The sequence below is a fragment of the Arthrobacter sp. AD-310 genome, from assembly GCF_054656615.1.
The window spans coordinates 149,076-172,140 of record NZ_BAAHNO010000008.1; the positions used below are offsets into that span (position 1 = coordinate 149,076).

The window sequence follows — 23,065 nt, forward strand, 5'->3', positions numbered from 1 at the left end:
GTGCGGCAGCTGACAGAATTTCGGTTTGCTCCAGAAGAGGTTCCAGCCATGACTGTCCACCTTCGCCGTACCGCCATCATCAGCCTCACCGGCCTGTCCCTCCTCGCGGTGGGAGCCGCTCCCGCCCAGGCAGCCAGCGACGCCTCGAGCTGCGTCGGCATCATCGTGTCCACCCAGGCGTCGGCAGGGATGCTGGACGTGAACTACTTCAAAGGCCTTGCCCGTGAAGATGATGCGCGCAATTTCGGGCAGTTCGTCAAGTTCGGTGCGAAACTGCACAACGGCACCCTGGAGGCATGCTTTCCCGAGTAGCCCGAGGTCCCAGTAGCCCCAAGACAGGGCGGGTGGACGACGGCGGGACCTCCCGCCTTCTCCCGCCTCCTTTGTTGTGGGCTGCTTGGCAATGTAGGTCGCAGTACTTGTCGTTTTGAGCCCCCAAAACGACAAGTACTGCGACCCAGTTGGGATAGGGGTCAGGACTCCGTCGCGGCAGCCCGGACCTGGGCCTTGTCATGCTCGGCGTGGGCTTGCCGGATAAGGTCCAGGAACTCGGTCTCGTTGCGGATGAGCTTCTTGTACTTCTCCGGAAGCTTGCGGATCTGCTCCTCCTCGCGGACCATTCGGGCGAAGATCTTGTCCCGCTCGGCCATGTCCGTTTCGTAGTTGAGGTCCACGTACTCGGTCGCGTGCCGCCGGGCACCCGAAACAGCGTTCTTGGCTTTGCCCTTGGGGCTGAAGATGGACGCCATGACCGTGACCACCAGGACGCCCAGGATCACGCTCAAAGATACCCCTGTGCTGACTTCCACCACGTTGACGTGTTCGCCGTCGTTGATGAACGGCAGGGTGTTCTCGTGCAGGGCGTGGAGGATCAGCTTCACGCCGATGAAACCCAGGATCACGGCCAGGCCGTAGGACAGGAAGATCAGGCGGTCCAGCAGGCCGTCGATCAGGAAATACAGCTGCCGCAGGCCCATCAGCGAGAACGCGGTGGCCGTGAACACGATGTACACGTTCTGCGTCAGGCCGAAGATCGCGGGGATGGAATCCAGCGCGAACAGGATGTCCGTGCCGCCGATCGCCACCATTACCAGGAGCATCGGGGTGAGGACGCGCTTGCCGTTCTCCACGGTGAACAGCTTGTCGCCGTCGTAGTGCTCGGACGCCGGCAGGAACTTCTTCGCGAGCCGCACCACCAGGCCCTCGGACTCGTCGTCGTGGCTGTTGGGCCGCAGCAGGTTGCCGGCGGTGATGAGCAGGATCAGGCCGAAGATGTAGAACACCCAGGCGAAGCTGTTGATCAGCGCCGCGCCCAGGAAGATGAACGCCGTCCTGGCGAACAGCGAAAAGACGATGCCGAAGAGCAGCACTTTCTGCTGGTCGGCGCGCGGCACCCGGAAGCTGGCCATGATGATGAGGAAGACAAAGAGGTTGTCCACGGACAACGCCTTCTCAGTGACATAGCCGGCAAAGTATTCCGTCCCCATGGTGGGGCCGCCGAACCACAGCACACCCAGCCCGAACAGCAGGGCGATGCCCACATAGACCGCGGACCAGGTGGCGGCTTCCTTGAGCGACGGGGTGTGGGCTTTGCGGACGTGGAAGAAGTAGTCGAAGGCCAGAAGGCCGACGATCCCAATGACGGTGAGGGTCCAGACTATTGACGGTACTTCCACGCGGCGGGCCTTTCGTCGGGTTGTCCCTCCAGCCTACCTAAGCATGCTTACCTATGCGGGGCGCAGCAGTTCGTTCTCCACGACGGCGGCGCGGGACAACGTCTTGTACCCCTCCTGCTCGAACAGGACGGTGATGACGTCGTCCTCGTGCCTCATCACCAGACCCGGACCCCAATCTTTGTGGACCACCGCGGACTGCAGCGGGAACGGCTCGTCGGCGGGACCGGCAGGAGCCTGCCCGCCGTCGTCGTGCTTCTTTCCCGCCGGTTCCTGCCGTGAGTCCGCCGCGGCGCACGCATCACAGTTCCCGCATGGTTCGGGCAGGTCCTCGCCGAAGTAGCCCAGCAGGAACTGCCGCCGGCAGCCGTCCGTCTCCGCATAGGCGCGCATCATGGTCAGGCGCGACTGTTCCACCCGCTGCCGGGCTTCGGCGAGTTCGACGGCGCGGTCCACCAACGCGGGCAGCTTGGCTTTCGAGGTGAGCCGGAAGCCGCGCTTGCCGCTGGTGACGGCGCCCGCCTCCTCCAGCTGGTTCAGCAAACCGGTCACCCGCCGCGCGGGGAAATCGGTCAGCTCCGCCAGCGACGGCTTCGGCACCGGCCCGCCCGCGGCCTTGAGAACCTTCAGGACCGCCAGGAGCCGCTCCGGATCGGGGGTACTGGTGGTGAAGAACTTGCGCAGGCCCAGGTCCTCGGACCGGTAGTGCAGCACCGCTGTGGCCGGTTCACCGTCGCGTCCGGCACGCCCGATTTCCTGATAGTAGGCGTCCAGGGACTCCGGGATGTCGGCGTGCACCACAAACCGGACGTTGGGCTTGTCGATGCCCATGCCGAACGCGGTGGTGGCCACCACGACGTCCAGTGCGTCGTCCAGGAACTGCTCATGGATCCGCTCCCGGTCGGCGGCGGCCCGGCCCGCGTGGTAGGCCTCGGTCCGCAGTCCTTCGGCGGCGAGTTTGGCCGCGTACTTCTCCGTGTCCTTCCGGGTGGCCGCGTACAGGAGCCCGTGCCCGTCGCGTGCCAGGCCGGCCACCTGCTGCAGCACGGCTTTGCGCTTGCCCTTGTCCTCGTGGTGGCGGACCACGTCCAGGAAGATGTTGGGCCGGTCGAAGCCGTGGACCAGCACCAGCGGATCCTTCATCTCCAGCCGTTCCACGATCTCGTCGCGGACCGGCGGGGAGGCGGTGGCGGTGAGGGCCGCTACCGGCGGGTTGCCCAGGCGTTCGCGGACGGCCCCAAGGCCCAGGTAGTCGGGCCGGAAGTCGTGGCCCCAGGAGGAGACACAGTGCGCCTCGTCCACCACGAACAGCGAGATGTCCAGGGCCGCGAGCCGGTCCACGGTCTCCTGCTTGGCCAGCTGCTCCGGGGCAAGGAACACAAAAGCGGCCTTCCCCCGTTCCACAGCCTCCCAAGCCGCGGCCACCTCGGCATCGCTGTGGGAGGAGTTAATGGCGACGGCGGACTGGCCACCCAGGTCCCCGGCCAGCCCTTCCAGCTGGTCCTCCTGCAGCGCGATGAGCGGTGACACCACGACGGCGGGGCGTCCCGTTCGCTGGTGCAGGTGCAGCGCCGCGACCTGGTAGATGGCGGATTTCCCGTAGCCGGTAGGCATTACGGCCAGGACGTCGCGCCCTGAGGCCAGGGCCCGCATGCCGGCGAGCTGGCCGTCGCGGAGATCGGGCAGCGAAAAGGAGGACGCCGCCAGGGCGGCAAGGGAACGGTCGTCGGACATGAAAGGGCAGCTCCGCACGCAGGAATTCGCACAGCCGCTTGCTTCAGCCGTGGGGAACCAGCCTACGCCAGGCGCGTGCCGCCGTCGTCCATCCCTTGACTTCCCGGACGTGACAAACAACTGTGGAGGAAGCTGGTCCGCCGGCGGAGGCCGTGGCAATGGGGACCAGGAACCAGCCGAGGAGAGTGTCTGTGACGCGCAAGAACCCGAAGGTCGAAGAAGCCGACGAGTCCGAACTGGAGGTGACCGGCCACCCCAAGACATGGGCTGCCGGCGTGCCGGGCGTCTACCATTCGATGCAGCCGGCGCTCAAGCACATGGGTGTGGAGCGGTCCCGGAAGACCCTGCTGGCCCTGAACCAGAAGGACGGCTTCGACTGCATGAGCTGCGCGTGGCCGGATCCTGGCCACCGCAAGACGTTTGAGTTCTGCGAGAACGGGGCCAAGGCCGTCACCTGGGAAGCCACGCCGGTGGTGGTCAGCAGGGAGTTCTGGGCCCAGCACCCCGTCAGCGAACTGCGGGAACGCTCGGAGTACTGGCTCGGCATGCAGGGCCGCCTGACCGAACCCGTGTACAAGAAAGCGGGGGAGGACCACTACCGGCCAGTCAGCTGGGACCAGGCCTTCAGCATCATTGCGGACAAGCTGAAGTCGTTGCCGGACCCCAACCAGGCGGCGTTCTACACCAGCGGCAGGACCTCCAACGAGGCCGCCTTCCTCTACCAGCTGTTCATCCGCGCCTACGGCACCAACAACCTGCCGGACTGTTCCAACATGTGCCATGAATCGTCCGGCTGGGGCATGGGGCAGACCATTGGCGTGGGCAAGGCGACGGTCTCCTACGACGACTACGGGAAGGCCGACCTGATCATCATCATGGGCCAGAACCCGGGCACCAACCACCCGCGGATGCTCACGGCGCTGGAAGAGGCCAAGGAGGCCGGCTGCCAGATCGTGGCCGTCAACCCGCTGCCGGAGGCCGGCCTCATGCGGTACAAGAATCCGCAGCGCGTCAAGGGCATCATCGGCCGCGGCACGGACCTCGCGGACCAGTTCCTGCAGATCCGCATCGGCGGGGACATGGCGCTGCTGCAGGCAGTGTCCAAGCGGGTACTCGAGGCCGAGGCGGCGAACCCCGGTACCGTGCTGGACCACAAGTTCCTTGAGGAGCACTGCGACGGCCTTGAGGAACTGCGGGCGCACCTGGCGCAGTTGGACGAGGCCGCGGTGCTGGAAGCCATGGGGCTGCGGAGCGAGGAGATCGACGAGCTCGCTGCCCGGTACCTGGCCGCGGACAAGGTGATCATCACCTGGGCCATGGGCATCACCCAGCAGAAAAAGGGTGTGGCCACCATCAAGGAAATAATCAACCTGCTCCTGCTGCGCGGCAACATCGGGAAGCCCGGTGCCGGCGCCTCACCCATCCGCGGACACAGCAACGTGCAGGGGGACCGGACCATGGGCATCTGGGAGCAGATGCCGCCGGCGTTCCTTGACGCGCTGGGCCAGGAGTTCGCGTTTGACCCGCCGCGCGACCACGGCCTGGACGCTGTCCAGACCGTCCGGGCCATGCGCGACGGCGGCATCAAGGCTTTCATCGCGCTCGGCGGCAACTTTGTGGGCGCCATTTCGGACACCCGCGCGGCCGAGGAAGCGATGGAGAAGACCGAGCTCTCGGTCCAGATTTCCACCAAGCTCAACCACTCGCACGGCGTCACCGGAACGGAGGCCCTGATCCTGCCTACCCTGGGCCGGACGGAGATCGACCGGCAGGAATCCGGGCCGCAGTTCGTCTCCGTGGAGGACACCGTCTGCGCCGTTCACGCCTCGCACGGGACGGTGGAACCAGTGGCACCTGGGCTGTTGTCCGAGGTGGCCATTGTCTGCCGGATGGCCGCCGCGACGGTGGGGGACCGGACCTCGGCAGACTGGGCAGGTTTCGAGAAGGACTATGACCTCATCCGCGACCACATCTCGCATGTGGTGGTGGGCTGCGAGGATTACAACCGTAAGGTCCGGCAGGAAGGCGGGTTCGTGCTGCCCAACGGCCCCCGCGATTCCCGGACGTTCCATACCCCCATCGGCAAGGCGATGCTGACCGTCAATGAACTGGAACACGTGGAACGCCCGGCGGGAACACTGATCCTGCAGACGATGCGCTCGCACGACCAGTTCAACACCACCATCTACGGCCACAACGACCGGTACCGGGGCATCAAGAAGGGCCGCGAGGTGGTGTTCGTGAACCCTGCGGACCTGGCGGAACTGGGGCTTGAGGACGGGCAGCACGTGGACATCCACGGCATCTACAGCGATGGCGTGGACCGGGTCCTGCGGAACTACCGGTTGGTGTCCTACCCGTCGGCCCGCGGTTGCGCGGCCGCCTACTACCCCGAGGCGAACGTGCTGGTGCCGCTGGAAAGCGTGGCGGAAGGCAGCCAGACGCCGGTGTCGAAGGCGGTGATTGTGCGCCTGGAGCCGGCCCGGGTCCTCGAGGAGGAGGCTACCGCCCAGGGTTGAGCTAGTTTGGGCATAACCGGCCCCGGCCCGCATAACCGGTGCGGGCCGGGGCCGGTTATGGCCTTAAGCGCCGGTTGTGCGGGCTACTGCGCCGTGTCCGCCCAGCCCTTGCTTGCGGGACCGCCTTCGGGCCCGTCCTCGCAAAGCTGGAAGGCCACGCGGGCGGCCTTCTCCACGGCAGCCGCAGCGGCCTCCCGGTTTCCGGCGCTCCCGGTCCCCGCGTCCAGACCGGCGGCGTAGCCCACCAGGAACGTGGTGACCGGCGCGGCTGCGTGGATCACGTTGTCGGCAGATTTGCGGGCCAGGTCCAGGAGGAGTTCGTGGTCCACGTCGATGTCCAGTATCTGCAGGGCCTGGGCCAGCCGGTTGCTCCACTGGTCCAGCACCTGTGCTTCGTCCGCGTTGACTGCCATGGTCCGCTCCTTGCTTGTCTATGTGCTCGTATCCGGGGTCCGGTGCCGACACTACAAGGCTTCCGCGCGGAAGTCACCGGATGCATATATGCCCGGTCAGTACAAGGGGTAAGTTTCAGGCGAGGCGGGTGTTCACCGCGGCGGGGGAGAAGACCTGGCCGACGAGCAGCGATGACATGCCGCGGATCGCAGCGTCCTCGCCCAGGGTGGCCAGCCGGACGTCCAGGTGGCGCGTTGCCCGGGGGAGGGACATCGGGTAGAGGGTTTCCCGGATGCCGCCAATCAGTGATGCAGAGGCCAGGTCGCCGGCAATCAGCAGGACCGCCGGATTGAGCAGGCACACCACGGTGGCCATGACCTCCCCGATCCGCCGTCCTGCCTCATGTGTCAGCCGCATGCTGTCCAGGTTGCCCGCGAGCAGGAGTTGGCGGACGTCACGGCCGGAGGTGCTGGGATGGCCCAGGCTCGTCAGCTGGCGCGCGACGGCGCCGCCACTGGCCCCGGCCGCCAGGCAGCCGAACGAGCCGCACTGGCATTGCAGGTCCGCAAAGGCCGGGTGGCGGACGTGGCCGATGTCGCCGGCGCCGCCGTCCACTCCCTGGTAAATCCGCCCGTCTATAACGAGCCCCGTGCCGATGCCGGTGGAAACCTTCACCAGGCACAGCGACGGAGTGCCGGTGAAGCCCGCGCTGTATTCGCCCACGGCCATGGCGTCGGCGTCGTTCTCGACCAGGACGGGAACCGGGAAGGTCTCCTGGATGAACTCCACAATGGGGTAGGCGTCCCAGCCGGGCATGATGGGCGGCTGCGAGGGCCGCAGCGTTTCGGGGTCCACGGGGCCCGGGATCGAGATCCCCACGCCGGACACCCTTGATACCGGGGTCTTCGTCTTCTTCAGCAGCCGCTGCCCGGCCTCGGTGATGAGCCGCAGCACCTTCTCCGGGCCATCCTCGACGGCGATGTCCAGGTGCTCGTCAGCCAGGATGGCTCCGCCGAGGTCCGTGAGGGCCACCCGGCTGGACCTGGTCTCCACCGCCGCTGAGATGGTGCAGGAGTGCTTGAGGTTGAACACCAGGTCCGTCGGCCGGCGGCCGCCTGAAGGCCTTGCGCTGCCCGCTTCGAGAATCAGTTCAGCGCGGAGCAGCGTATCCACACGCTGCGCTACCGTCATGCGGGACAGGCCCGTTTCCTCCTGGATGTCACCGCGCGTCCGGGCCTGGCCGGTCCTGATCAGGTGGAGGACATCCCCGGGTCCCACGTGCATATGCGGCTCCTACGTTCAAAAAGGCACTCTTGCAATCCTAGGTGTTCCGCGACCTGATGGGCACAAAGTTGCCACGGCTAGTGCCAGTTGATTCTGCAGCTAATGCTAGACAGCTAGACATCATTTGGATAGCCTTTAGGCACAAGTTCCGGCTGTGACTGCGCTCACTGCCTGAACGCATCCAGCCCCGACCCGCTTGCCTGGCCGAAGAGGTCCTGGCAGGGACCGGAGGCTGAGCGCGCGAATCCGCGGCACCGGCACCGGCGCCGCCGTAGACAGGAGCACCGAAGTGATGAGAACCAGAGGCCGGTCCCAGATGGCCGTGCTTGCCGCCGCAACCTTGGCCGCGGCCATGCTGGCGGGCTGTACCCAGGATGAAGGCTCTGACGCCGGACCCACGGGCGGAACCGGAGGCGAAGCCATCACAGTGTGGACCGCCGATACCCTTCCCGACAGGGTGGCCAAGACCAAAGACATCATTGCCAAGTTCACGGCCGAATCCGGCGTCCAGGTGGAGCTCGTGGGAGTTCCCGAGGACCAGTTCAACCAGGTCCTGACGTCCTCCGCGGCTGCCGGCGACCTTCCCGATGTCATCGGGTCCATCTCCCTGGCGCAGGTCCGCACCCTGGCTGCCAACGACCTCGTCGACGGCAGTGCCAACGCCGAGGTGGTCAAGACCCTGGGTGAGGACACCTTCTCTTCCCGGGCGCTTGAACTGACCCGCGAGGGCGACGAGCAGCTGTCCGTCCCGGACTCCTCATGGCAGCAGCTGCTGTACTACCGCAAGGACCTGTTCGAGAAGGCCGGCATCACCCCGCCGAAGACCTACGACGACATCAAGGCCGCAGCCCAGAAGCTGGACACCCCCGAACTGGCCGGCCTGGTGGCCGCGAACAAGCCGGGCGAAGCCTTTACCCAGCAGACGTTCGAGCACATCGCCCAGGGCAACGGCTGCGAGATGGTCAACGACAGCGGTGACATCACCTTCGACAGCCCGGAGTGCATCGGAGCCCTCGAGTTCTACCGCGACATGCTCCGTGACTACTCCGTTCCCGGCGCCCAGGACGTGGACTCCGTCCGTGCCTCCTATTTCGCCGGTGACGCAGCCATGGCCATCTGGTCAACGTTCCTGCTGGACGAGATGGCAGGCCTGCGCGACGACGCCAAGCCCACCTGCGCCGAGTGCGTGGCCGACCCCACGTTCCTGGCCAAGAACACCGGCGTCGTGACCGGCATCCAGGGCCCGGACGGCGACCAGCCCGCGCAGTTCGGTGAGGTGGTCTCCTGGACCATCACCAAGGACTCCGCCACCGACTCCGCCCGTAAGTTCGTGGAGTACTTCATGAGCACCGGCTACGCCGACTGGCTTTCCATCGCCCCGGAAGGCCGCCTGCCCGTCCGCGCCGGCAACGCCGACAACGCCAATGAGTACGCGGACAAGTGGAAGGCCATGCCGGCGGGCGTGGACCGCAAGGAGCCCTTGGGCAACTTCTACTCCGAAGACGTTATCTCCGTCCTGCAGCAGGGCCCGGACGAGCTGAAGCGCTGGGGCATCACCCAGGGCCAGGGCGACCTGGTGGGTGCCGCCCTTGGCGAACTGCCCATCGCAAAGGCCGTCAGCGACGTCACCTCCGGCGGCGTCGACCCCGCAACGGCAGCCAAGCAGGCCGCCGAGGCCCTGAAGTCCATCAAGGATTCGTTGCAGTGAGCCTGAAAAAGGACGTTCCGGCAGGCCCGGCGGCATCAGCCGCCGGCCTGCCGGGGCGCCGCCCCAAGAAATCCCCCATGGCCAGGGAGGAACAGAGGGCCGGCCTTGGCCTGCTTTCACCCACCCTGGTCCTGGTGCTGGTCATGGTGGTCCTGCCCATCCTGTGGACCCTCGTGCTGGCCTTTCAGCGCGTCAGGATCCTCAACATCCGGCAGGCCGGCCTGTTCGGCCCGTACACCATCGCCAACTTTGACAACGTCTTTTCCGGAAGCTTCTTCCAGGCCCTGGGCACCACCCTGGCGTATTCCATCTTCGGCACCACCGGCGCGATCCTCCTGGGCCTGATCGCCTCGCTCGCGCTCCGCAAGCCGTTCAAGGGCCGGACCCTGATCCGCGCGTCAATGCTGCTCCCGTACGTGGCGCCCATTGTCGCCGTCACGTTCACCTGGGCCACTATGCTGGACCCCCAGTTCGGCGTCATCAACTACTGGGGCAAACAGTTGTTCGGCTGGGAGGAATCCATCCCGTTCCTCAGTGAGCGCACCAGGGACGTGAACCTCCTGGGCCTGCAGTTCCAGATCCCCACGGCGCTGGTGGCCGTGATCCTGTTCGAAGCCTGGCGTTCGTTCCCGTTCGCCTTCCTCTTCCTCACCGCACGGCTCCACGCGGTGCCGGACAGCCTGGAGGAAGCCGCACGGGTTGACGGCGCCACCCCCATCCAGCGGTTCTTCTACATCATCCTCCCGCAACTGCTGCCCACCATCGCCATGCTTTCCGTCCTCCGCTTCATCTGGACGTTCAACAGCTTCGACGACATCTACCTCCTCACCGGCGGCGGCGCCGGAACCGAGGTTGTGGCCGTGACGGTCTACAACTTCCTCACCGCCCGCGGCGACATCGGTGCAGCGTCCGCCCAGGCACTGGTGCTGGCCCTGATCCTGGGCCTGTTCGTCGGCATCTACATCAAGTTCTTCACCAGGAAAGAGGAGGTCTCCTGATGGCGGTACCCGTTGAAACCAGGCGGCCCTCCTCCCCGGAACGGCGTGAACCGCGCTCCGGGTGGTCCCGGGACGTCATTGAAACGAAGGTGTTCGGCGTCCTGCGCTGGGTGGTCATTATCGGCCTGCTCCTTGTGACGCTGTTCCCCTTCTACTACATGTTCATCCTGTCCATCCGGCCGCTGGAATCGCTGCTGCGGGACCCGGGGTCGCTGGCCATCCCGTTCGCCGAACTGAACTGGAACGCCTACACGGCCATCATGACCCCGGAAAACCAGGGCGGCCACGGCTTCCTGAAGTTCATGGGCAACAGCGCCCTGGTGGCCCTGGGCACGGTGCTGATCTCGCTGCTGGTCGCCATCCCGGGCTCCTACGCGATCAGCCGGCTGAACTTTTTCGGCCGGCGCCAGGTCAGCGGCCTGTTCCTGGCCGTCTACCTGTTCCCCAGCATCCTGCTGGCCATTCCGTTGTTTACCTTTTTCACCCGGGTGGGCCTGCGCGGCCAGCTGGTAGCTTTGCTGATCGTGTACGTGGCCCAGGTCATCCCGGTCACCATCTACATGCTCCGCAACTACTTCGACACCATCCCCACCAGCCTTGAGGAAGCCGCCGCCCTTGACGGCTGCAGCCGCCTGGGCGTCCTGCGCCGGATCAGCCTGCCACTGGCCATGCCGGCCATCGTCAGCAACGGCCTGTTCGTCTTCATGATCGCGTGGAACGAGTTCCTGTTCGCGCTGCTGTTCCTGGTAAATACGCGGCCCAACTGGACGGTGTCCCTGGGCCTGTCCCAGCTGGCGGGCAGTATTGAGGTGCCCACCACGGTGCTGATGGCCGGCTCGGTGATCCTCACGCTGCCCATCATCGTCATTTTCTTCGCCGCCGAGCGCCTCCTCACCGAGGGTTTGACCGCCGGGGCTGAGAAAGGGTGATGGGGGAGCAGGCACCACGTCCGACGACGACGGCCGCCGCCCCCGCTCAGGGCTTCGGGGAGGTGCCGCCCACCGCGGCCGCGCCTCCTTTGCCTGCCGGCCGGAGCGCCGTCGTCAGGGACCTGCTGGAGGCGCACTGGCGTCCGGAGTACGGCTACTCCGTCCCCAACCCCGGCACCTACCCGCACCTGTGGCTGTGGGACTCCTGCTTCCACGCGATCATCTGGGCCCGGCTCGGAGACGCGCGGGCGCTGCAGGAACTCGACGCCGTCCTGGCGGGGCAACTGGAGAACGGCATGGTGCCGCACATGCGGTACGGCGGCGCGGGCCCGGACACGTGGCTTGGCCCGTTGCCGGGAACCTCCTCGCTGACCCAGCCACCCATGTTCGGGCACGCCATCAGGCTGCTCACGGACGCCGGGATCCACATCCCGGAAACATTGCTGGCCAAGGCGAAGGCCGGGCTGGACTGGCTCTGGGACAACCGGCGCACCACGGACGGGCTCATCTACGTGGTCCACCCGTGGGAGGCCGGCAACGACCATTCGCCCCGCTGGGACGACTGGGGCGCCCCCGGCCGGACCAGGGAGGGCTACAGCAGGCCTGCCCGGACCGCCTGGAACAAGGAACGGATGAACGAGGTGTCCTTTGCTGAGGACGGCTCCGCCGCCTGGTCCACCAGCTTCGTGGCCTGTCCCGCAGCATTTAACGCCTACACCGCCTTCAACATGCGCGAACTCGCCGCCGTGACCGGCGACGCCCAACTGGCCGCGCGCGCCCATGAACTGGCCATGGCCATGGACGAGCACCTCTGGGACGAGAACGAACAGCTCTGGTCCGACCAGGCAGTGATCGGTGGCGGGCCGTCGGTCCGCATCCCGATCAGCGACGGCGTTATGGGCGCGCTGGTCACCGCGGACGCCCGGAAAGCGCGGGCGGCCCTCGCACAGCTGTCCCACCCTGCCCGGTTCGGCGCCCCGTTCGGGCCTGCGAACGTGGCCCGGGAGCACCCGGCCTACGATCCCGACATGTACTGGCGGGGGCCGGCCTGGCCGCCGCTGAACTACCTCTTCCAGCAGGCCTTTCGGGGCCAGGGCATGGAACAGGAAGCGGCAGCGCTCGCCGACCTCACCGCAGCCGGCGCCGAGGCCAGCGGCTGGGCGGAGTACTGGAACCCGAATAACGGGCACGGCCTGGGCGCCGTACCCCAGACGTGGGCGGGGCTTGTCATTGCCATGCAGCAGTAGCCGCGCGGGCGGCGGCCTGCGCCAGGCAGGCGTGGCCGGCGTCGTTCGCGTGGACGGTGTCCTCGTCCAGCATGGACGCGGCATCCCAGCCGTCCGGCTCCGCCACCACCACGCGGGGATAACGGGCCGCCACCGTGCGCAGCTCCCGGTTGTAGATGTCCACGAGATCGTTGGAGCCGCGGTTGTGCGGCGCGTGGAGGCTGAAGTCCAGCAGGTGCGGCTGCGCAACCGCCACCACCAGTGCGTCCGGGGAAGCCTGGGTGAAGGCGTCCAGAATGGTCTGCAGCGACGCGGCGTAGCCGGAGAGGGCCGACGGCGAGTCGCCGCCCAGGCGCAGGTCGTTCAGTCCCGTCATCAGCAGGTAGAGGCTGGCTGCCGGTGGCGGGCCGGCCTGGACCAGGGCGGCCGTTCCTGTGCTGCTGCTGCCGCCCACGCCCCGGTTGTCCAGCTCCAGCCCCAGCAGGTCCGCTGTCCGGGCGGCGAGGCACGCTTCCGGGCCGGAAGCGCCGTCCCCGTCAATCCAGGAATGCCCGTACGAAACCATCCGCCGAACCACGGCGCCGCCTTTCTCCAGTACGCCCCGGGTGGGCGCCCGTGCCACGTTAGCAACAGCAGTACACCGATCGGAAGACCATGAGCCACACTCCTCCCCGCAGCTACGACAAGTTCCCCACTGTCACCATCCCCGGCGACCACCGGGCCTGGACCGGGCGGGAGGCGTGGCTGCAAATTGCCGCGCATGGACCCGCGCGGCGGCCCATCGTGGTTGATACCTACCCCGGCGTGGACCTGGCCGGGCTGGTGGACTTTCTCGGGGAGGTCCTGCCCCAGCACCGCATCCTGGACGTGGAGGACTTTGCGGCCCGGCCCATCGCCGAGATCGATGCCCTGATCGCCGCGAACCTTACGGACGACCGCGTCTTTGGGGTCCTCAGCCACCACACCCTCGCCGACTTCTACGATGCGCAAAGGATGGCGGACCTCGCCGGCCAGGTGTCGGCGTCGGACGCTCCCGTAGTCCTGGTGGGCTGGGGTGCGGCGCTGGTCCCGCTGCCGGTGCGGACGCTGGTTTTGGCGGACATGGCGCGCTGGGAACTGCAGCAGCGGCAGCGCGCGGGTGCGCCGAACTGGCGCTGCCGCAACACGGGCGAGGACAACCTGCGCAAATACAAGCGCAGCTTCTTCGTGGAATGGCGCGTGGCGGACCGGCACAAGCGGGCCCTGTTTCCCGCCGTCGACTACGTCCTGGATACCAACCGCAGCATCCGGGAAGGGGCCGTGATCACGGGGGAGGCGTTCCACCAAGGCATGGCGGCCGCCGCCGCGGCACCGTTCCGGGTGGTGCCGTTCTTTGATCCCGGTGTGTGGGGCGGGCAGTGGATGAAGAAGGTCATCGGCCTGGACAGCGACGCCGACAACTACGCCTGGTGCTTCGACTGCGTCCCGGAGGAGAACAGCATCCTGCTGGACGTCGGCGGGCAGGTGGTGGAATTGCCGTCGGTGGACGTGGTGTTCACCCAGCCCGCGGCACTGCTCGGGCCAAAGACGTACGCGCGGTTTGGCGCGGAATTTCCTATCCGCTTCGACTTCCTGGACACCATGGAGGGCGGCAACCTGTCCCTGCAGGTGCACCCGCTCACCGAGTACATCCAGGACCGTTTCGGGATGCACTACACCCAGGACGAGAGCTACTACCTCCTCGATGCCGGCCCGGACGCGGTGGTGTACCTGGGGCTGAAGAGCGGCACGGACCCGGACTCCATGCTCAAGGACCTGAACAAGGCGTCCGACGGCGGCACGCACTTCCCGGCCGAGGACTACATCAACGCGTTCCCGGCGAAGAAGCACGACCACTTCTCCATCCCCGCCGGCACCGTGCACTGTTCCGGGGCGAACTCGATGGTCCTGGAAATCTCGGCCACCCCGTACATCTTTACGTTCAAGATGTGGGACTGGGACCGGGTGGGCCTGGACGGGCGGCCCCGGCCGATCCACGTGGAGCATGCCAGCCGGAACATCCAGTGGGACCGGGACACCGAATGGGCCCGGGAGCAGCTGGTGGACCAGGTCCAGCAGCTGGCCTCCGGCCCCGGCTGGACGGAGGAACGCACGGGCCTGCACGAACTGGAGTTCATCGAGGTCCGCCGGCACTGGTTCACGGACGCGGTACAGCACTCCACCAATGGCACCGTCAACGTGCTCAACCTCGTGGAGGGGCCCGAGGCCGTGGTGGAAAGCACGGACGGCAGCTTCGAACCGTTCGTCGTGAGCTATGCAGAGACGTTCATCATCCCCGCGTCGGTCGGTGAGTACACCATCCGCCCGCACGGTGCCGGGGTGGGGCAGCAGTTGGCGACCGTGAAGGCGTATGTCCGCGGCACCGAAACGGCGCTGCCGGCCCCGGTGGTTGACTACCGGCGGTCCGTGGCGGCCCGGCCCGCCCAGTAGGCCGCGCCCACCAGGCCGGCGGCTTCCCCGTGGCCGGCCCTGGTGATGGGCAGCCCGGCCAGCGCGGGCGCTGCCTTGGCCAGGCCGGTCCGCAGTGCCGGTTCCACGAGGTCCCACGACCCGGCCATGGAGCCGCCCACGATCAGGATGTCAGCCCCGAACCGTTTCAGGTACGGGGCCAGGGCGTCGCCCAGGGAACCGAAGGAATGCTGCACGACGGCGGCCGCCACAGGGTCGCCCGCCCGTGCTGCTGCGGCGATCTCCCGGACGTCCGGCAGCCCGGGCGACGTGCCGCCGTCGGACGTGCTGCGGGCCGGGCCGGGACCGATAGCCGCCGCGGCCGCGTAGGCCCGGCGGATGGCGCGCCGCGAGACGGTATCCTCCAGCGGCTTGCCCTGGAATTCGATGAGGTAGCAGCTGCCGTCCGGCGGGACGTCGGCGCCGCTTTTGACCGGCAGTCCGTCCGCCAGGAACACCGACCCGACGCCCGTGCCCAGGGTGATGCACACGCAGCGGCGGCTCGCCCCGGCGGTGCCGAGCGCGAACTCGCCCAGGCCGAAAGCGTCCGCGTCATTGAGGAACGTGATGCTGGCGGCGGCGTCCCCCAGCCGGTCAGCCAGGCCGGCGCCGACGTCCACCCCGTTCAGGGAGTCGAACTTGCCCACGCCCTCATAGCGGGCGATGCCGTGCCGGTAGTCGAAGGGCCCGGGGACGGCAGCGCCCCAGCGGCCGGTGTGCTCCCTGCCCGTCCGTGCGGTGGCCTCCCCGGCGGCCCGGGCGAGCTCATCCAGCAGCCGGCTGGCCGGGGCATGGGCGTCAAGATCCCGGCGGACAATGCTGTCCGGCAGGATCCGCCAGCTCCCTGGGCCCGGAATTCCGGTCCCGTGGCCCCCCTCCACCAGGGCTGCGGTGACATGCGTACCGCCCACTTCAAGGACAGGTGTTGGTGCGTCTGGAAGCATGTGATGAACATACTGCAGATTCTGCATAACTTCTATACACAAGTTGGCTAGCGACTATGCTAATGTCGTTTGCATCACATACTTACCGGCACTTCCCACACTTAAGGAACAACCGCAAAGTGTCCCGCTTCCTGCGCATCGCCGCTCCCCGCAGCGTCGAAATCATTGACCATCCCGCTGACCCGCTGGAGCCGGGCCAGGCCCGCGTCCGGACCATCTACTCCGGCATCTCTGCCGGAACGGAACTGACGGCCTACCGTGGCACCAACCCGTACTTGACCTCTGTGTGGGACCCCACCTCGCGGCTGTTCCAGCCAGGCCACGAATCCCTCGGCTACCCGCTGGACGGGTGGGGGTATTCGGAAGTGGGCGAGGTGGTGGAGATCGCCCCGCCCGCAGGCCAGCCAGCGGGGTCCGCGGAATCAGACCCCGCCGTGCAGCCGGGCGACATTGTCTGGGGCATCTGGGGCCACCGGGACGAGGGCATCCTCGCTGCGGAATCCCTGCGCGGCCACGTGCTCCCGCCTGGCATGGACCCCATGGCCGGGGCTTTTGTCCGGGTCGGGGCCATTGCGCTCAGTGCGGTGCTGGCCGCAGACCTCGGCCCCGGATCCACTGTGGCGATCTTCGGCCAAGGTGTCATCGGACTGCTGGCCACCCGCTTCGCCGTGCTGAACGGCGCCACGGTCATTGTGGTGGACGGTCTTGAAGCCCGGCGCGCCAAGGCCCTCGAATGGGGCGCATCGCACGCACTGCACCCGTCCCCGCAACTGGCCGACACCATCCGGCGGATCACCAGCGGCGCGGGCGTCGACGTTGCCATCGAACTCAGCGGCAACTACCGGGCACTGCACGAGGCCACCCGCGCCGTCGGAGCGGACGGCACCGTCATCGCCGCCGGCTTTTACCAGGGCGAGGCCGCCGGCGTCCGCTTCGGCGAGGAGTTCCACCACAACCGCGTCCAGCTCCTGGCCTCGCAAATCGGGTCCGTTCCCAACCGGCTCCGTTCACGATGGACCGTGCCCCGGCTTCAGCAGACAGTGGTGGACCACCTGGCCAGCGGGCTGGTGGACGCCCCTTCCCTCGTCACCCACACCTTCCCCTTGGAGGATTCCGCCAAGGCCTACGAACTCCTGGACACGGACCCGGCGTCCGCGCTCCAGGTTGTATTGGAGTTTTCATGACCCTCATCACGGTGCAGGAACAGCACCTTCCCGGCGGCAGCCTGGAGGAGAAATTCGAACACGCGCTCGCCTGGGGCTTCGACGGCATCGAGCTGCGCTCCGCCGGGAACCTTCAGTTCGAGGCACGCCTGCCCGAACTGAAACGGGCCCGCAAGGCCGGGGTGGTGATGCCCACCGCCTGCGTGGAGATGTCCCACTTCGTTGGGGCCTTCGACGACGAACTCAGGCAGGATGCCGTCGTACAGCTCAAATCCCAGCTCAGTGTGATGGCTGAGATCGGCGGCCGCGGCGTGATGACGCCCGCCTCGTACGGCATGTTCTCGAAGCGGCTGCCTCCGTTCGTGCCGCCGCGCTCCGAAGAGGAAGACACCGCCGTGCTGGTGGAGGCCTTCACGGCCCTCGGCGAACACGCGGCCAGCGAGGGTGTGGAGATCTACCTGGAACCGCTGAACCGGTACGAGGACCACATGGTCAACCGGCTCGCGGACGGCGTGCGGCTGCTGAAGTATGTAGGCCTGGACACTGTCCGCCTGGCGCCGGACACCTACCACATGAACATCGAGGAAAGTGATCCGGCCGCCGCGCTGCAGGATGCTGCCGACTACATCGGCCACGTACAGGCGAGCGACTCGAACCGCCTGGAGCCGGGGGCCGGCCACATCGACTGGGCCCTGTTCGGCGCCACCCTGCGCTCCATCGGCTACCAGGGCACCGTTGCCTTGGAATCGCGGCTGTCCGGCCCCGCCGACGAGGTCCTGCCACGCGTGCCCTCCCTGCTGGGGCGGTACCTGTGACTGGCGCGGACTCCAACCTCAGCCCGGCAGTCAAGTCCATCGCCGCCCGTTCCATCGCTGCGCGCTCCACCGCCGTTTTGGAGGCGAACTGGCGCAGCACCCACACCGTCCCCGCGGCGGGACTCTACCCGCACCAGTGGAGCTGGGACTCGTCCTTCATCGCTGTGGGTCTGAGCCGGGTCTCGCCCCGGCGGGCCGGCCAGGAGATGGACGCCCTGTTTGCCGGGCAATGGGATGACGGCCGGCTGCCGCAGATCGTCTTCGACCCCCACCGCGACCAGGATTATGCCCCCGGCGCCTCGTTCTGGCAGTCCCGGTCCATCCCCGGAGCCCCGCGGCGCGTGGACACTGCAGGCCTGGTCCAGCCGCCCAACCACGCCTGGGCCGTGTGGAAAATCCACCAGGCAGACCCGGCAGAATCCCGCCGCCGGTCCTTCCTGGAACGGAACTATCCCAAGCTCGTGCACTGGCACCACTACCTCACCGGCCGGCGGGACCGCGGCGGCTCCGGACTGGCCTGCATCGTGCACCCCTGGGAGTCCGGCACCGACAACTCACCGCTGTGGGACACGGTGATGACCCGGATCTCCGATGACTGCAAAACAGCGCTGGAGCGGCCCGACCTGCTGCATGCCGACCCGGGGGAGCGCCCCAGCCAGAAGGAGTACGGGAAGTACTTCTGGATGGCCGAACGCTACCGCGACCACAACTGCGACGACGCGGACCCGGACTACCCGTTCCTGATGGAGGACCCCCTCTTCAACACGCTCCTGGCCTTCTCCGAGCTGGCGCTGGCGGACATCGCCACGGAACTCGGCCTGCCCGCCGAAATCCACGCAGAACGTGCCCGCCGGATCACCGCAGCGATGGAAGGACTCTTTGTCCCGGAACTGGGCTGCTACTCCGCACGGGACGCCACCGACGGCAGCGTGGTTGCCCGGGCCACCATCAACGGATTGGTGCCGTTGCTCCTGCCCGGCCAGCCCCATGCCGAAGCACTTCTGGAAACCCTGAAAGGCCCGCGGTTCCTCGGCAACGGCGCCTTGCTGGTACCCAGCTATGACGCGACCGCCGAGGACCACAACCCCGCGCTCTACTGGCGCGGCCCGGCCTGGTTCAACATGTCCTGGCTGGTGGCCGAAGCCCTTGAGCAGCACGGTGACACCGAAAGGGCGGCCTACCTGCGCCGCAACATCGGCCGGCTGGCCGCAGAGCATGACTTCCCCGAATACGTGAACCCCTGGACCGGTGAGGCGCACGGCACCCGCAGCTTCAGCTGGACCGCAGCCCTCGCCCTCGAAACCACCTACCACCGGAGCACCCCATGACCGCCGTCGCACCGCCATCCGCAGTCTCCGTCCTGGTGGCCCACGGAGCCATGATGCGCGGCTCCGCTGACGGGAGCGTGGGCCGCGCCGACGCGCCGGCGCTGGGAACGGAGGGCCTGTATGTGGCGGACACCCGGCTGCTGTCGCGCTGGATCCTGGAAATCGACGAGTCCACCTTCTGGGATGTCGGCAGCGTCCGTGAACCGGACCGCCGCGACATCGCCCTGAGCCCGGCCGGGCGGCGGAACCAGACCCACGACCTCTTTGTGGTCCGCACCCAGCAACTGGACGCACCAGGGCTCACCGAAACCCTGACCATCCGGAACCTCAGCCGGGAGGCCGCGAACGCCCGCCTGGTCCTGCGCGCCGGCACCGATTTCGCGGACCAGTTCACGGTCCGGACCGACGGCAGGACCTTTGACCTGAGTGCCGCGGCCAGCAGCCTCACCGTGCTCGACGACGGCTCCCTCACCTTCGACTACACGCACACCTTCGGGGGCCGCACTTTCGAAGCGGGGGTGCGGGTGACCGCAAGCCTCACTCCCGCGGTCCGCCGCGAGCCGGTGGCCGGCCGTTTCGTCGGGGCTGTCCTGTCCTGGGACCTGCCCCTTGCGGCCGGCGAAACAAAGACCTTGACGATCGCTGCGCTCGCCACCAGCACCGGCGCCCCGGCCGCAGCCCCGGCACCAAAACCGGGCGCCGCCGTCGTGCCTGTGCCTGCAGGGGACAGCGACCCGCTGCGGAACCGCAGCCTGCGGGACCTCGACTCCTTGATGATGCCCTGCCCGGTGCAGCCGGACCTGACCATCCCCGCCGCCGGGCTGCCGTGGTTCCTGACGCTCTTCGGCCGTGATTCGTTGCTGGCGTCCCTGCTGGCGCGGCAGGAGCGGCCGGAGCTGCTTGGCGATGTGCTTCGTGCGCTCGCCGCGACGCAGGGCACGGTGGACGATCCGGCGCGGGTGGAGCAGCCGGGAAAGATGGTCCATGAGGTCCGGGTCAGCGAGCTGGCCCAGCTGGGTGCCGTCCCCTACGGCCGCTACTACGGCACCGTGGACTCCACGCCGCTGTTCCTGATGGCTTTGGGCCAGGTGGATGATCCGGAACTGCTCCGCGAGATGGAACAGCCCGCGCGGGCCGCGGTGGACTGGATGCTCGGCGACGGCGGACTGTCCGGCACCGGGTTCCTCCGCTACACCCCGGACCCCGGCGGACTGCTGCACCAGGGCTGGAAGGACTCGCACGATGCCGTCGCGGGCGCCGACGGCCGGGAACCGCACGGTGCCATTGCCCTGGCCGAGGTGCAGGGCTACGCCTGGCGGGGCCTGCAGGAGTGCGCCCGGCTGGCCGCCGATGTGTGGGGCGACCCGGCCTGGGCCGAAGCGCTGGTTGCCCTGGCGGATGAGCTGCGGGTCAGGTTCCGGGTGGCCTTCTGGATGCAGGACCACGACTTTCCCGCCCTGGCCGTCGACGGCGAGGGCCGGCAGGTCGATGCGCTCGCCTCGAACGCCGGGCACCTGCTGTGGGCCGGCATCCTGTACCCGGAGGACGCCCGGGCCGTGGTGCTGCGGCTGCTCCGGGACGACTTCTTCACCGGCTGGGGGATCCGCACCCTCGCAGAGGGCCAGCACTACTACCACCCGCTGTCCTACCACAACGGATCCGTGTGGCCGCACGACACCATGCTCGCGGCAGAGGGCATGGCCGCCTACGGATTCCGGGACCAGGCGGCCAAGGTGGCGCGCGGTATGCGGGAGGCTGCCGCCTACTTTGGCAACACCCTCCCGGAGCTGTTCGGCGGGTTCTCCCGTACCGACTTCCCCGCCCCGGTGCGCTACCACCACGCAGGGTCGCCGCAGGCGTGGGCGGCAGCTGCGGGGCTGGCCGCCAGCCGGCTCGCCGGTGACACTGCCGGCGCCCCAGACCGCGGCGGTTCCGGGTCCGTTGCCGGGACCGCCGCACCTGCCCCGGTTGCCGACCCGGGTGCCGCTTCCGTTGGTGCGGTTCATGGCTAAGGTGCCGGGCCGGCGTCGTACTCCCGACGCGCCGGCCACCCGCCCGCCCCGCGGGGACCGGGAACGCTGCCCGGGGATGGTCGAGGTGCGGGTAGGGGACGTCCGTGACGCTCCGCGTGCCCTGGCCGAAGCCATCCGCACGGTGGGGGAGGCCGCGGACCGCTACGGCACCGGCATCCTGGTCACGGACGTTGGCGAGGGAACGTATGTGGTGCGCGCACATCCGGCGGTGCCGCACGGGCTGGTCCGGGAGCAGGGCGGGAATTAGCAGGGGGCCCTGCGCGGTTAGGCTGTAGAGGACCACCTGCGCAACAAGGCCACCACCGCAATAAGGCCACCACCGCATCGAAGGAGATTCCCTTGAGTGAGATCACCGTCCGCCACAACGCCGAACGGGAGCGCTTCGAACTCCTCGACTCGGGCCGGGTTATCGGCAAGGCCGCGTACAAGGCGTACGACGGCGGCGGCGCACCGCAGCGGATTTTCTACCACACGGTGGTCAACGAGGAATACGGCGGGCAGGGCCTGGCCGGCCGGCTCGCCACCGTGGCACTTGATGAGACGGTGGACGCCGGGGTGGCGATTGTGCCGGTCTGCCCGTACATCAAGAAGTTCCTCGCCAAGCACCCCGGGTACGCCGAAAACACCGCCGCCGTGAAGCCCGCGCACCTGGAATTCCTGGACGCCGCGCTCGCCGCCCGCGCCCGCGCATAGAGATCCCCGAGCGCCCGCGGTGACACACCCGGGCGCCATTCAGGGAGCTCCCAACCTTCGGTGATCTAATCGGCATCACATCGGCCGCACGCTGGGGCGGGCCGATGCTGCCAATGGTTGTTGAGATGTGAACGGAGCCCGAATGCCGGTGCACCCAGTGGAGCCGCGGGAAGAACAGCGGGAAACCCGACAGGTCCCTCCCGCCGGGCACGCCCGGCGCAGGCTGGCCCTGCTGGCTGTCACCGTTGCCCTGGTCCTGGTGGCCACGGTGGTCCTCGCGGCGGTCCGCTCACAGCCCGCCGCCGTCACCGAACTGCCGCGGCCCACCGTGGCGGCAGCGCCGGTCGCCGAGGCCCCGGACTCGCTCGAGGACACGATCGGATCAATCCTGGACGACGCCGGGGACTACCGCATCGGGGTGGCCCTCGCCGACGTGTCCGGCGACGCCGCAAAAACATTCGGGGACACGGACGTTTTCACCGCTGCCAGCACCGCCAAGATCATCACCGCGGCCGCGTACTACCACCTCGTGGAGACCGGGGAGGCCAGCCTCGATGACCCCATGGGCGACTATGACGCCGCTTTCCAGATGGAAGCCATGGTCAACCAGAGCAACAACGATTCCTGGCTGCTGCTCATGGACGCCATCGGCTACCCCCGGCTTATCGACTACGCCGCGTCGATCGGCATTTCCTACGATCCGGAAGAGAACCTGCTGGCTCCGGCCGACATGGCATTGGTCCTCAAACAGCTATACGCCGGGAACCTCCTCAACCAGGAGCACACCGCCGAACTGCTGGGCTACATGCAGGACACGAACAACGACGACCTGATCCCCGCAGGGTCCCGGGCCGGTGTGGATGTGCACCACAAGTACGGCGAGATCGGCGGGGAACTCCACGACGCCGGACTCCTGACCTACCGGGGGTCCACGTTCGCACTGGTCATCTACACCGAGAATCCCGACGGCAACGAAGGGGAGGACCAGGCCGGGCTGATCAGGGAACTCACCGGTGCCATCGAGGACGAACTGTTCACCCTGACCCGCGCCGGGAAGTAGCAGCGGCGGCCAAGTCCGCCCGGGAACCAGCCGCGCCGGGTCACAAAGATCGCCTCCGGGCAGCGCCGTGCACCAGAC

General features: G+C 67.8%; 20 protein-coding genes. 14 read left to right on the top strand and 6 right to left on the bottom strand.

Features of this window, described 5'->3' with window-relative positions:
• Positions 1-48: 48 nt before the first annotated feature.
• A complete protein-coding gene (locus ACYQ1Z_RS05540) occupies positions 49-312 on the top strand; it encodes a hypothetical protein (protein ID WP_459791497.1) in 264 nt (87 codons plus the stop codon).
• A 161-nt stretch (positions 313-473) separates the two neighbouring features.
• On the opposite strand, the gene ACYQ1Z_RS05545 is transcribed toward ACYQ1Z_RS05540, so the two are convergent.
• Both ACYQ1Z_RS05545 and ACYQ1Z_RS05550 read right to left on the bottom strand, forming a co-directional pair.
• Positions 474-1,676: a TerC family protein gene (locus ACYQ1Z_RS05545; RefSeq protein WP_459791498.1), complete on the bottom strand. Its 1,203-nt coding sequence runs from the start codon at positions 1,674-1,676 to the stop codon at positions 474-476.
• A 51-nt stretch (positions 1,677-1,727) separates the two neighbouring features.
• Positions 1,728-3,407, bottom strand: coding sequence for a RecQ family ATP-dependent DNA helicase (locus tag ACYQ1Z_RS05550; protein ID WP_459791499.1), 1,680 nt, complete (start codon positions 3,405-3,407; stop codon positions 1,728-1,730).
• Between the two features lie 191 nt (positions 3,408-3,598).
• On the opposite strand from ACYQ1Z_RS05550, the gene ACYQ1Z_RS05555 reads away from it, so the two are divergent.
• Positions 3,599-5,926 (top strand): FdhF/YdeP family oxidoreductase, encoded by a 2,328-nt coding sequence (locus ACYQ1Z_RS05555; RefSeq protein WP_459791500.1) that lies wholly within the window; start codon positions 3,599-3,601, stop codon positions 5,924-5,926.
• An 83-nt stretch (positions 5,927-6,009) separates the two neighbouring features.
• Here ACYQ1Z_RS05555 and ACYQ1Z_RS05560 read toward each other — a convergent pair whose 3' ends face one another.
• Positions 6,010-6,339, bottom strand: a complete 330-nt coding sequence (locus ACYQ1Z_RS05560) for a DUF6457 domain-containing protein (RefSeq protein WP_459791501.1) — start codon at positions 6,337-6,339, stop codon at positions 6,010-6,012.
• 115 nt (positions 6,340-6,454) lie between these two features.
• Positions 6,455-7,603, bottom strand: coding sequence for an ROK family transcriptional regulator (locus ACYQ1Z_RS05565; protein WP_459791502.1), 1,149 nt, complete (start codon positions 7,601-7,603; stop codon positions 6,455-6,457).
• A 292-nt stretch (positions 7,604-7,895) separates the two neighbouring features.
• Here ACYQ1Z_RS05565 and ACYQ1Z_RS05570 point away from each other — a divergent pair, with 292 nt between their 5' ends.
• From ACYQ1Z_RS05570 to ACYQ1Z_RS05585, 4 genes are read left to right on the top strand one after another with little or no spacing between them, the layout of a single operon-like run.
• Entirely contained in the window at positions 7,896-9,311 is a 1,416-nt protein-coding gene (locus ACYQ1Z_RS05570) for an ABC transporter substrate-binding protein (protein ID WP_459791546.1), read from the top strand.
• The gene (locus ACYQ1Z_RS05575) at positions 9,308-10,309 is read left to right on the top strand and encodes a carbohydrate ABC transporter permease (protein WP_459791503.1); all 1,002 of its coding nucleotides are present in this window, start codon (positions 9,308-9,310) and stop codon (positions 10,307-10,309) included. The genes ACYQ1Z_RS05570 and ACYQ1Z_RS05575 overlap by 4 nt, the downstream gene beginning before the upstream one ends.
• Positions 10,309-11,238, top strand: a complete 930-nt coding sequence (locus ACYQ1Z_RS05580) for a carbohydrate ABC transporter permease (protein ID WP_459791504.1) — start codon at positions 10,309-10,311, stop codon at positions 11,236-11,238. The genes ACYQ1Z_RS05575 and ACYQ1Z_RS05580 overlap by 1 nt, the downstream gene beginning before the upstream one ends.
• Entirely contained in the window at positions 11,238-12,485 is a 1,248-nt protein-coding gene (locus ACYQ1Z_RS05585; RefSeq protein WP_459791505.1) for an MGH1-like glycoside hydrolase domain-containing protein, read from the top strand. The genes ACYQ1Z_RS05580 and ACYQ1Z_RS05585 overlap by 1 nt, the downstream gene beginning before the upstream one ends.
• Here ACYQ1Z_RS05585 and ACYQ1Z_RS05590 read toward each other — a convergent pair.
• Complete coding sequence (locus ACYQ1Z_RS05590; RefSeq protein WP_459791506.1) at positions 12,466-13,029, bottom strand: SGNH/GDSL hydrolase family protein; 564 nt, start codon at positions 13,027-13,029, stop codon at positions 12,466-12,468. The two genes, ACYQ1Z_RS05585 and ACYQ1Z_RS05590, sit on opposite strands and share 20 nt — an antisense overlap.
• 89 nt (positions 13,030-13,118) lie before the next feature.
• Here ACYQ1Z_RS05590 and ACYQ1Z_RS05595 point away from each other — a divergent pair, with 89 nt between their 5' ends.
• A complete protein-coding gene (locus tag ACYQ1Z_RS05595) occupies positions 13,119-14,933 on the top strand; it encodes a class I mannose-6-phosphate isomerase (RefSeq protein ID WP_459791507.1) in 1,815 nt (604 codons plus the stop codon).
• On the opposite strand, the gene ACYQ1Z_RS05600 is transcribed toward ACYQ1Z_RS05595, so the two are convergent.
• Positions 14,897-15,895 carry an ROK family protein gene (locus ACYQ1Z_RS05600; protein ID WP_459791508.1) on the bottom strand — a complete coding sequence of 333 codons (999 nt, stop codon included), beginning with the start codon at positions 15,893-15,895 and terminating at the stop codon, positions 14,897-14,899. The genes ACYQ1Z_RS05595 and ACYQ1Z_RS05600 overlap by 37 nt on opposite strands.
• 119 nt (positions 15,896-16,014) lie before the next feature.
• Between ACYQ1Z_RS05600 and ACYQ1Z_RS05605 the strand changes: the two genes are divergently transcribed.
• The 7 genes from ACYQ1Z_RS05605 (at position 16,015) to ACYQ1Z_RS05635 (ending at position 22,987) form a co-directional block, all read left to right on the top strand.
• Entirely contained in the window at positions 16,015-17,079 is a 1,065-nt protein-coding gene (locus ACYQ1Z_RS05605) for a zinc-dependent alcohol dehydrogenase (RefSeq protein ID WP_459791509.1), read from the top strand.
• Positions 17,076-17,873 carry a sugar phosphate isomerase/epimerase family protein gene (locus tag ACYQ1Z_RS05610; protein ID WP_459791510.1) on the top strand — a complete coding sequence of 266 codons (798 nt, stop codon included), beginning with the start codon at positions 17,076-17,078 and terminating at the stop codon, positions 17,871-17,873. Before ACYQ1Z_RS05605 ends, ACYQ1Z_RS05610 begins: the two co-directional genes overlap by 4 nt.
• Positions 17,870-19,201 (top strand): MGH1-like glycoside hydrolase domain-containing protein, encoded by a 1,332-nt coding sequence (locus ACYQ1Z_RS05615; protein ID WP_459791511.1) that lies wholly within the window; start codon positions 17,870-17,872, stop codon positions 19,199-19,201. The genes ACYQ1Z_RS05610 and ACYQ1Z_RS05615 overlap by 4 nt, the downstream gene beginning before the upstream one ends.
• Positions 19,198-21,213, top strand: a complete 2,016-nt coding sequence (locus tag ACYQ1Z_RS05620; protein ID WP_459791512.1) for a glycogen debranching N-terminal domain-containing protein — start codon at positions 19,198-19,200, stop codon at positions 21,211-21,213. Before ACYQ1Z_RS05615 ends, ACYQ1Z_RS05620 begins: the two co-directional genes overlap by 4 nt.
• Positions 21,206-21,481: a hypothetical protein gene (locus ACYQ1Z_RS05625; protein ID WP_459791513.1), complete on the top strand. Its 276-nt coding sequence runs from the start codon at positions 21,206-21,208 to the stop codon at positions 21,479-21,481. The genes ACYQ1Z_RS05620 and ACYQ1Z_RS05625 overlap by 8 nt, the downstream gene beginning before the upstream one ends.
• 92 nt (positions 21,482-21,573) lie before the next feature.
• Positions 21,574-21,927 (top strand): GNAT family N-acetyltransferase, encoded by a 354-nt coding sequence (locus ACYQ1Z_RS05630; protein ID WP_459791514.1) that lies wholly within the window; start codon positions 21,574-21,576, stop codon positions 21,925-21,927.
• Positions 21,928-22,069: 142 nt separating this feature from the next.
• Complete coding sequence (locus ACYQ1Z_RS05635) at positions 22,070-22,987, top strand: serine hydrolase (RefSeq protein ID WP_459791515.1); 918 nt, start codon at positions 22,070-22,072, stop codon at positions 22,985-22,987.
• Positions 22,988-23,065: the final 78 nt, after the last annotated feature.

Excerpts from the sequence above, each read along its gene's own strand:
- ACYQ1Z_RS05540 (WP_459791497.1), top strand. The coding sequence starts at position 49 with ATGACTGTCCACCTTCGCCGTACCGCCATCATCAGCCTCACCGGCCTG.
- ACYQ1Z_RS05550 (WP_459791499.1), bottom strand. The coding sequence starts at position 3,407 with ATGTCCGACGACCGTTCCCTTGCCGCCCTGGCGGCGTCCTCCTTTTCG.
- ACYQ1Z_RS05560 (WP_459791501.1), bottom strand. The coding sequence starts at position 6,339 with ATGGCAGTCAACGCGGACGAAGCACAGGTGCTGGACCAGTGGAGCAAC.
- ACYQ1Z_RS05565 (WP_459791502.1), bottom strand. The coding sequence starts at position 7,603 with ATGCACGTGGGACCCGGGGATGTCCTCCACCTGATCAGGACCGGCCAG.
- ACYQ1Z_RS05570 (WP_459791546.1), top strand. The coding sequence starts at position 7,896 with ATGAGAACCAGAGGCCGGTCCCAGATGGCCGTGCTTGCCGCCGCAACC.
- ACYQ1Z_RS05580 (WP_459791504.1), top strand. The coding sequence starts at position 10,309 with ATGGCGGTACCCGTTGAAACCAGGCGGCCCTCCTCCCCGGAACGGCGT.
- ACYQ1Z_RS05585 (WP_459791505.1), top strand. The coding sequence starts at position 11,238 with ATGGGGGAGCAGGCACCACGTCCGACGACGACGGCCGCCGCCCCCGCT.
- ACYQ1Z_RS05590 (WP_459791506.1), bottom strand. The coding sequence starts at position 13,029 with ATGGTTTCGTACGGGCATTCCTGGATTGACGGGGACGGCGCTTCCGGC.
- ACYQ1Z_RS05595 (WP_459791507.1), top strand. The coding sequence starts at position 13,119 with ATGAGCCACACTCCTCCCCGCAGCTACGACAAGTTCCCCACTGTCACC.
- ACYQ1Z_RS05600 (WP_459791508.1), bottom strand. The coding sequence starts at position 15,895 with ATGCTTCCAGACGCACCAACACCTGTCCTTGAAGTGGGCGGTACGCAT.
- ACYQ1Z_RS05610 (WP_459791510.1), top strand. The coding sequence starts at position 17,076 with ATGACCCTCATCACGGTGCAGGAACAGCACCTTCCCGGCGGCAGCCTG.
- ACYQ1Z_RS05620 (WP_459791512.1), top strand. The coding sequence starts at position 19,198 with ATGACCGCCGTCGCACCGCCATCCGCAGTCTCCGTCCTGGTGGCCCAC.
- ACYQ1Z_RS05625 (WP_459791513.1), top strand. The coding sequence starts at position 21,206 with ATGGCTAAGGTGCCGGGCCGGCGTCGTACTCCCGACGCGCCGGCCACC.
- ACYQ1Z_RS05635 (WP_459791515.1), top strand. The coding sequence starts at position 22,070 with ATGCCGGTGCACCCAGTGGAGCCGCGGGAAGAACAGCGGGAAACCCGA.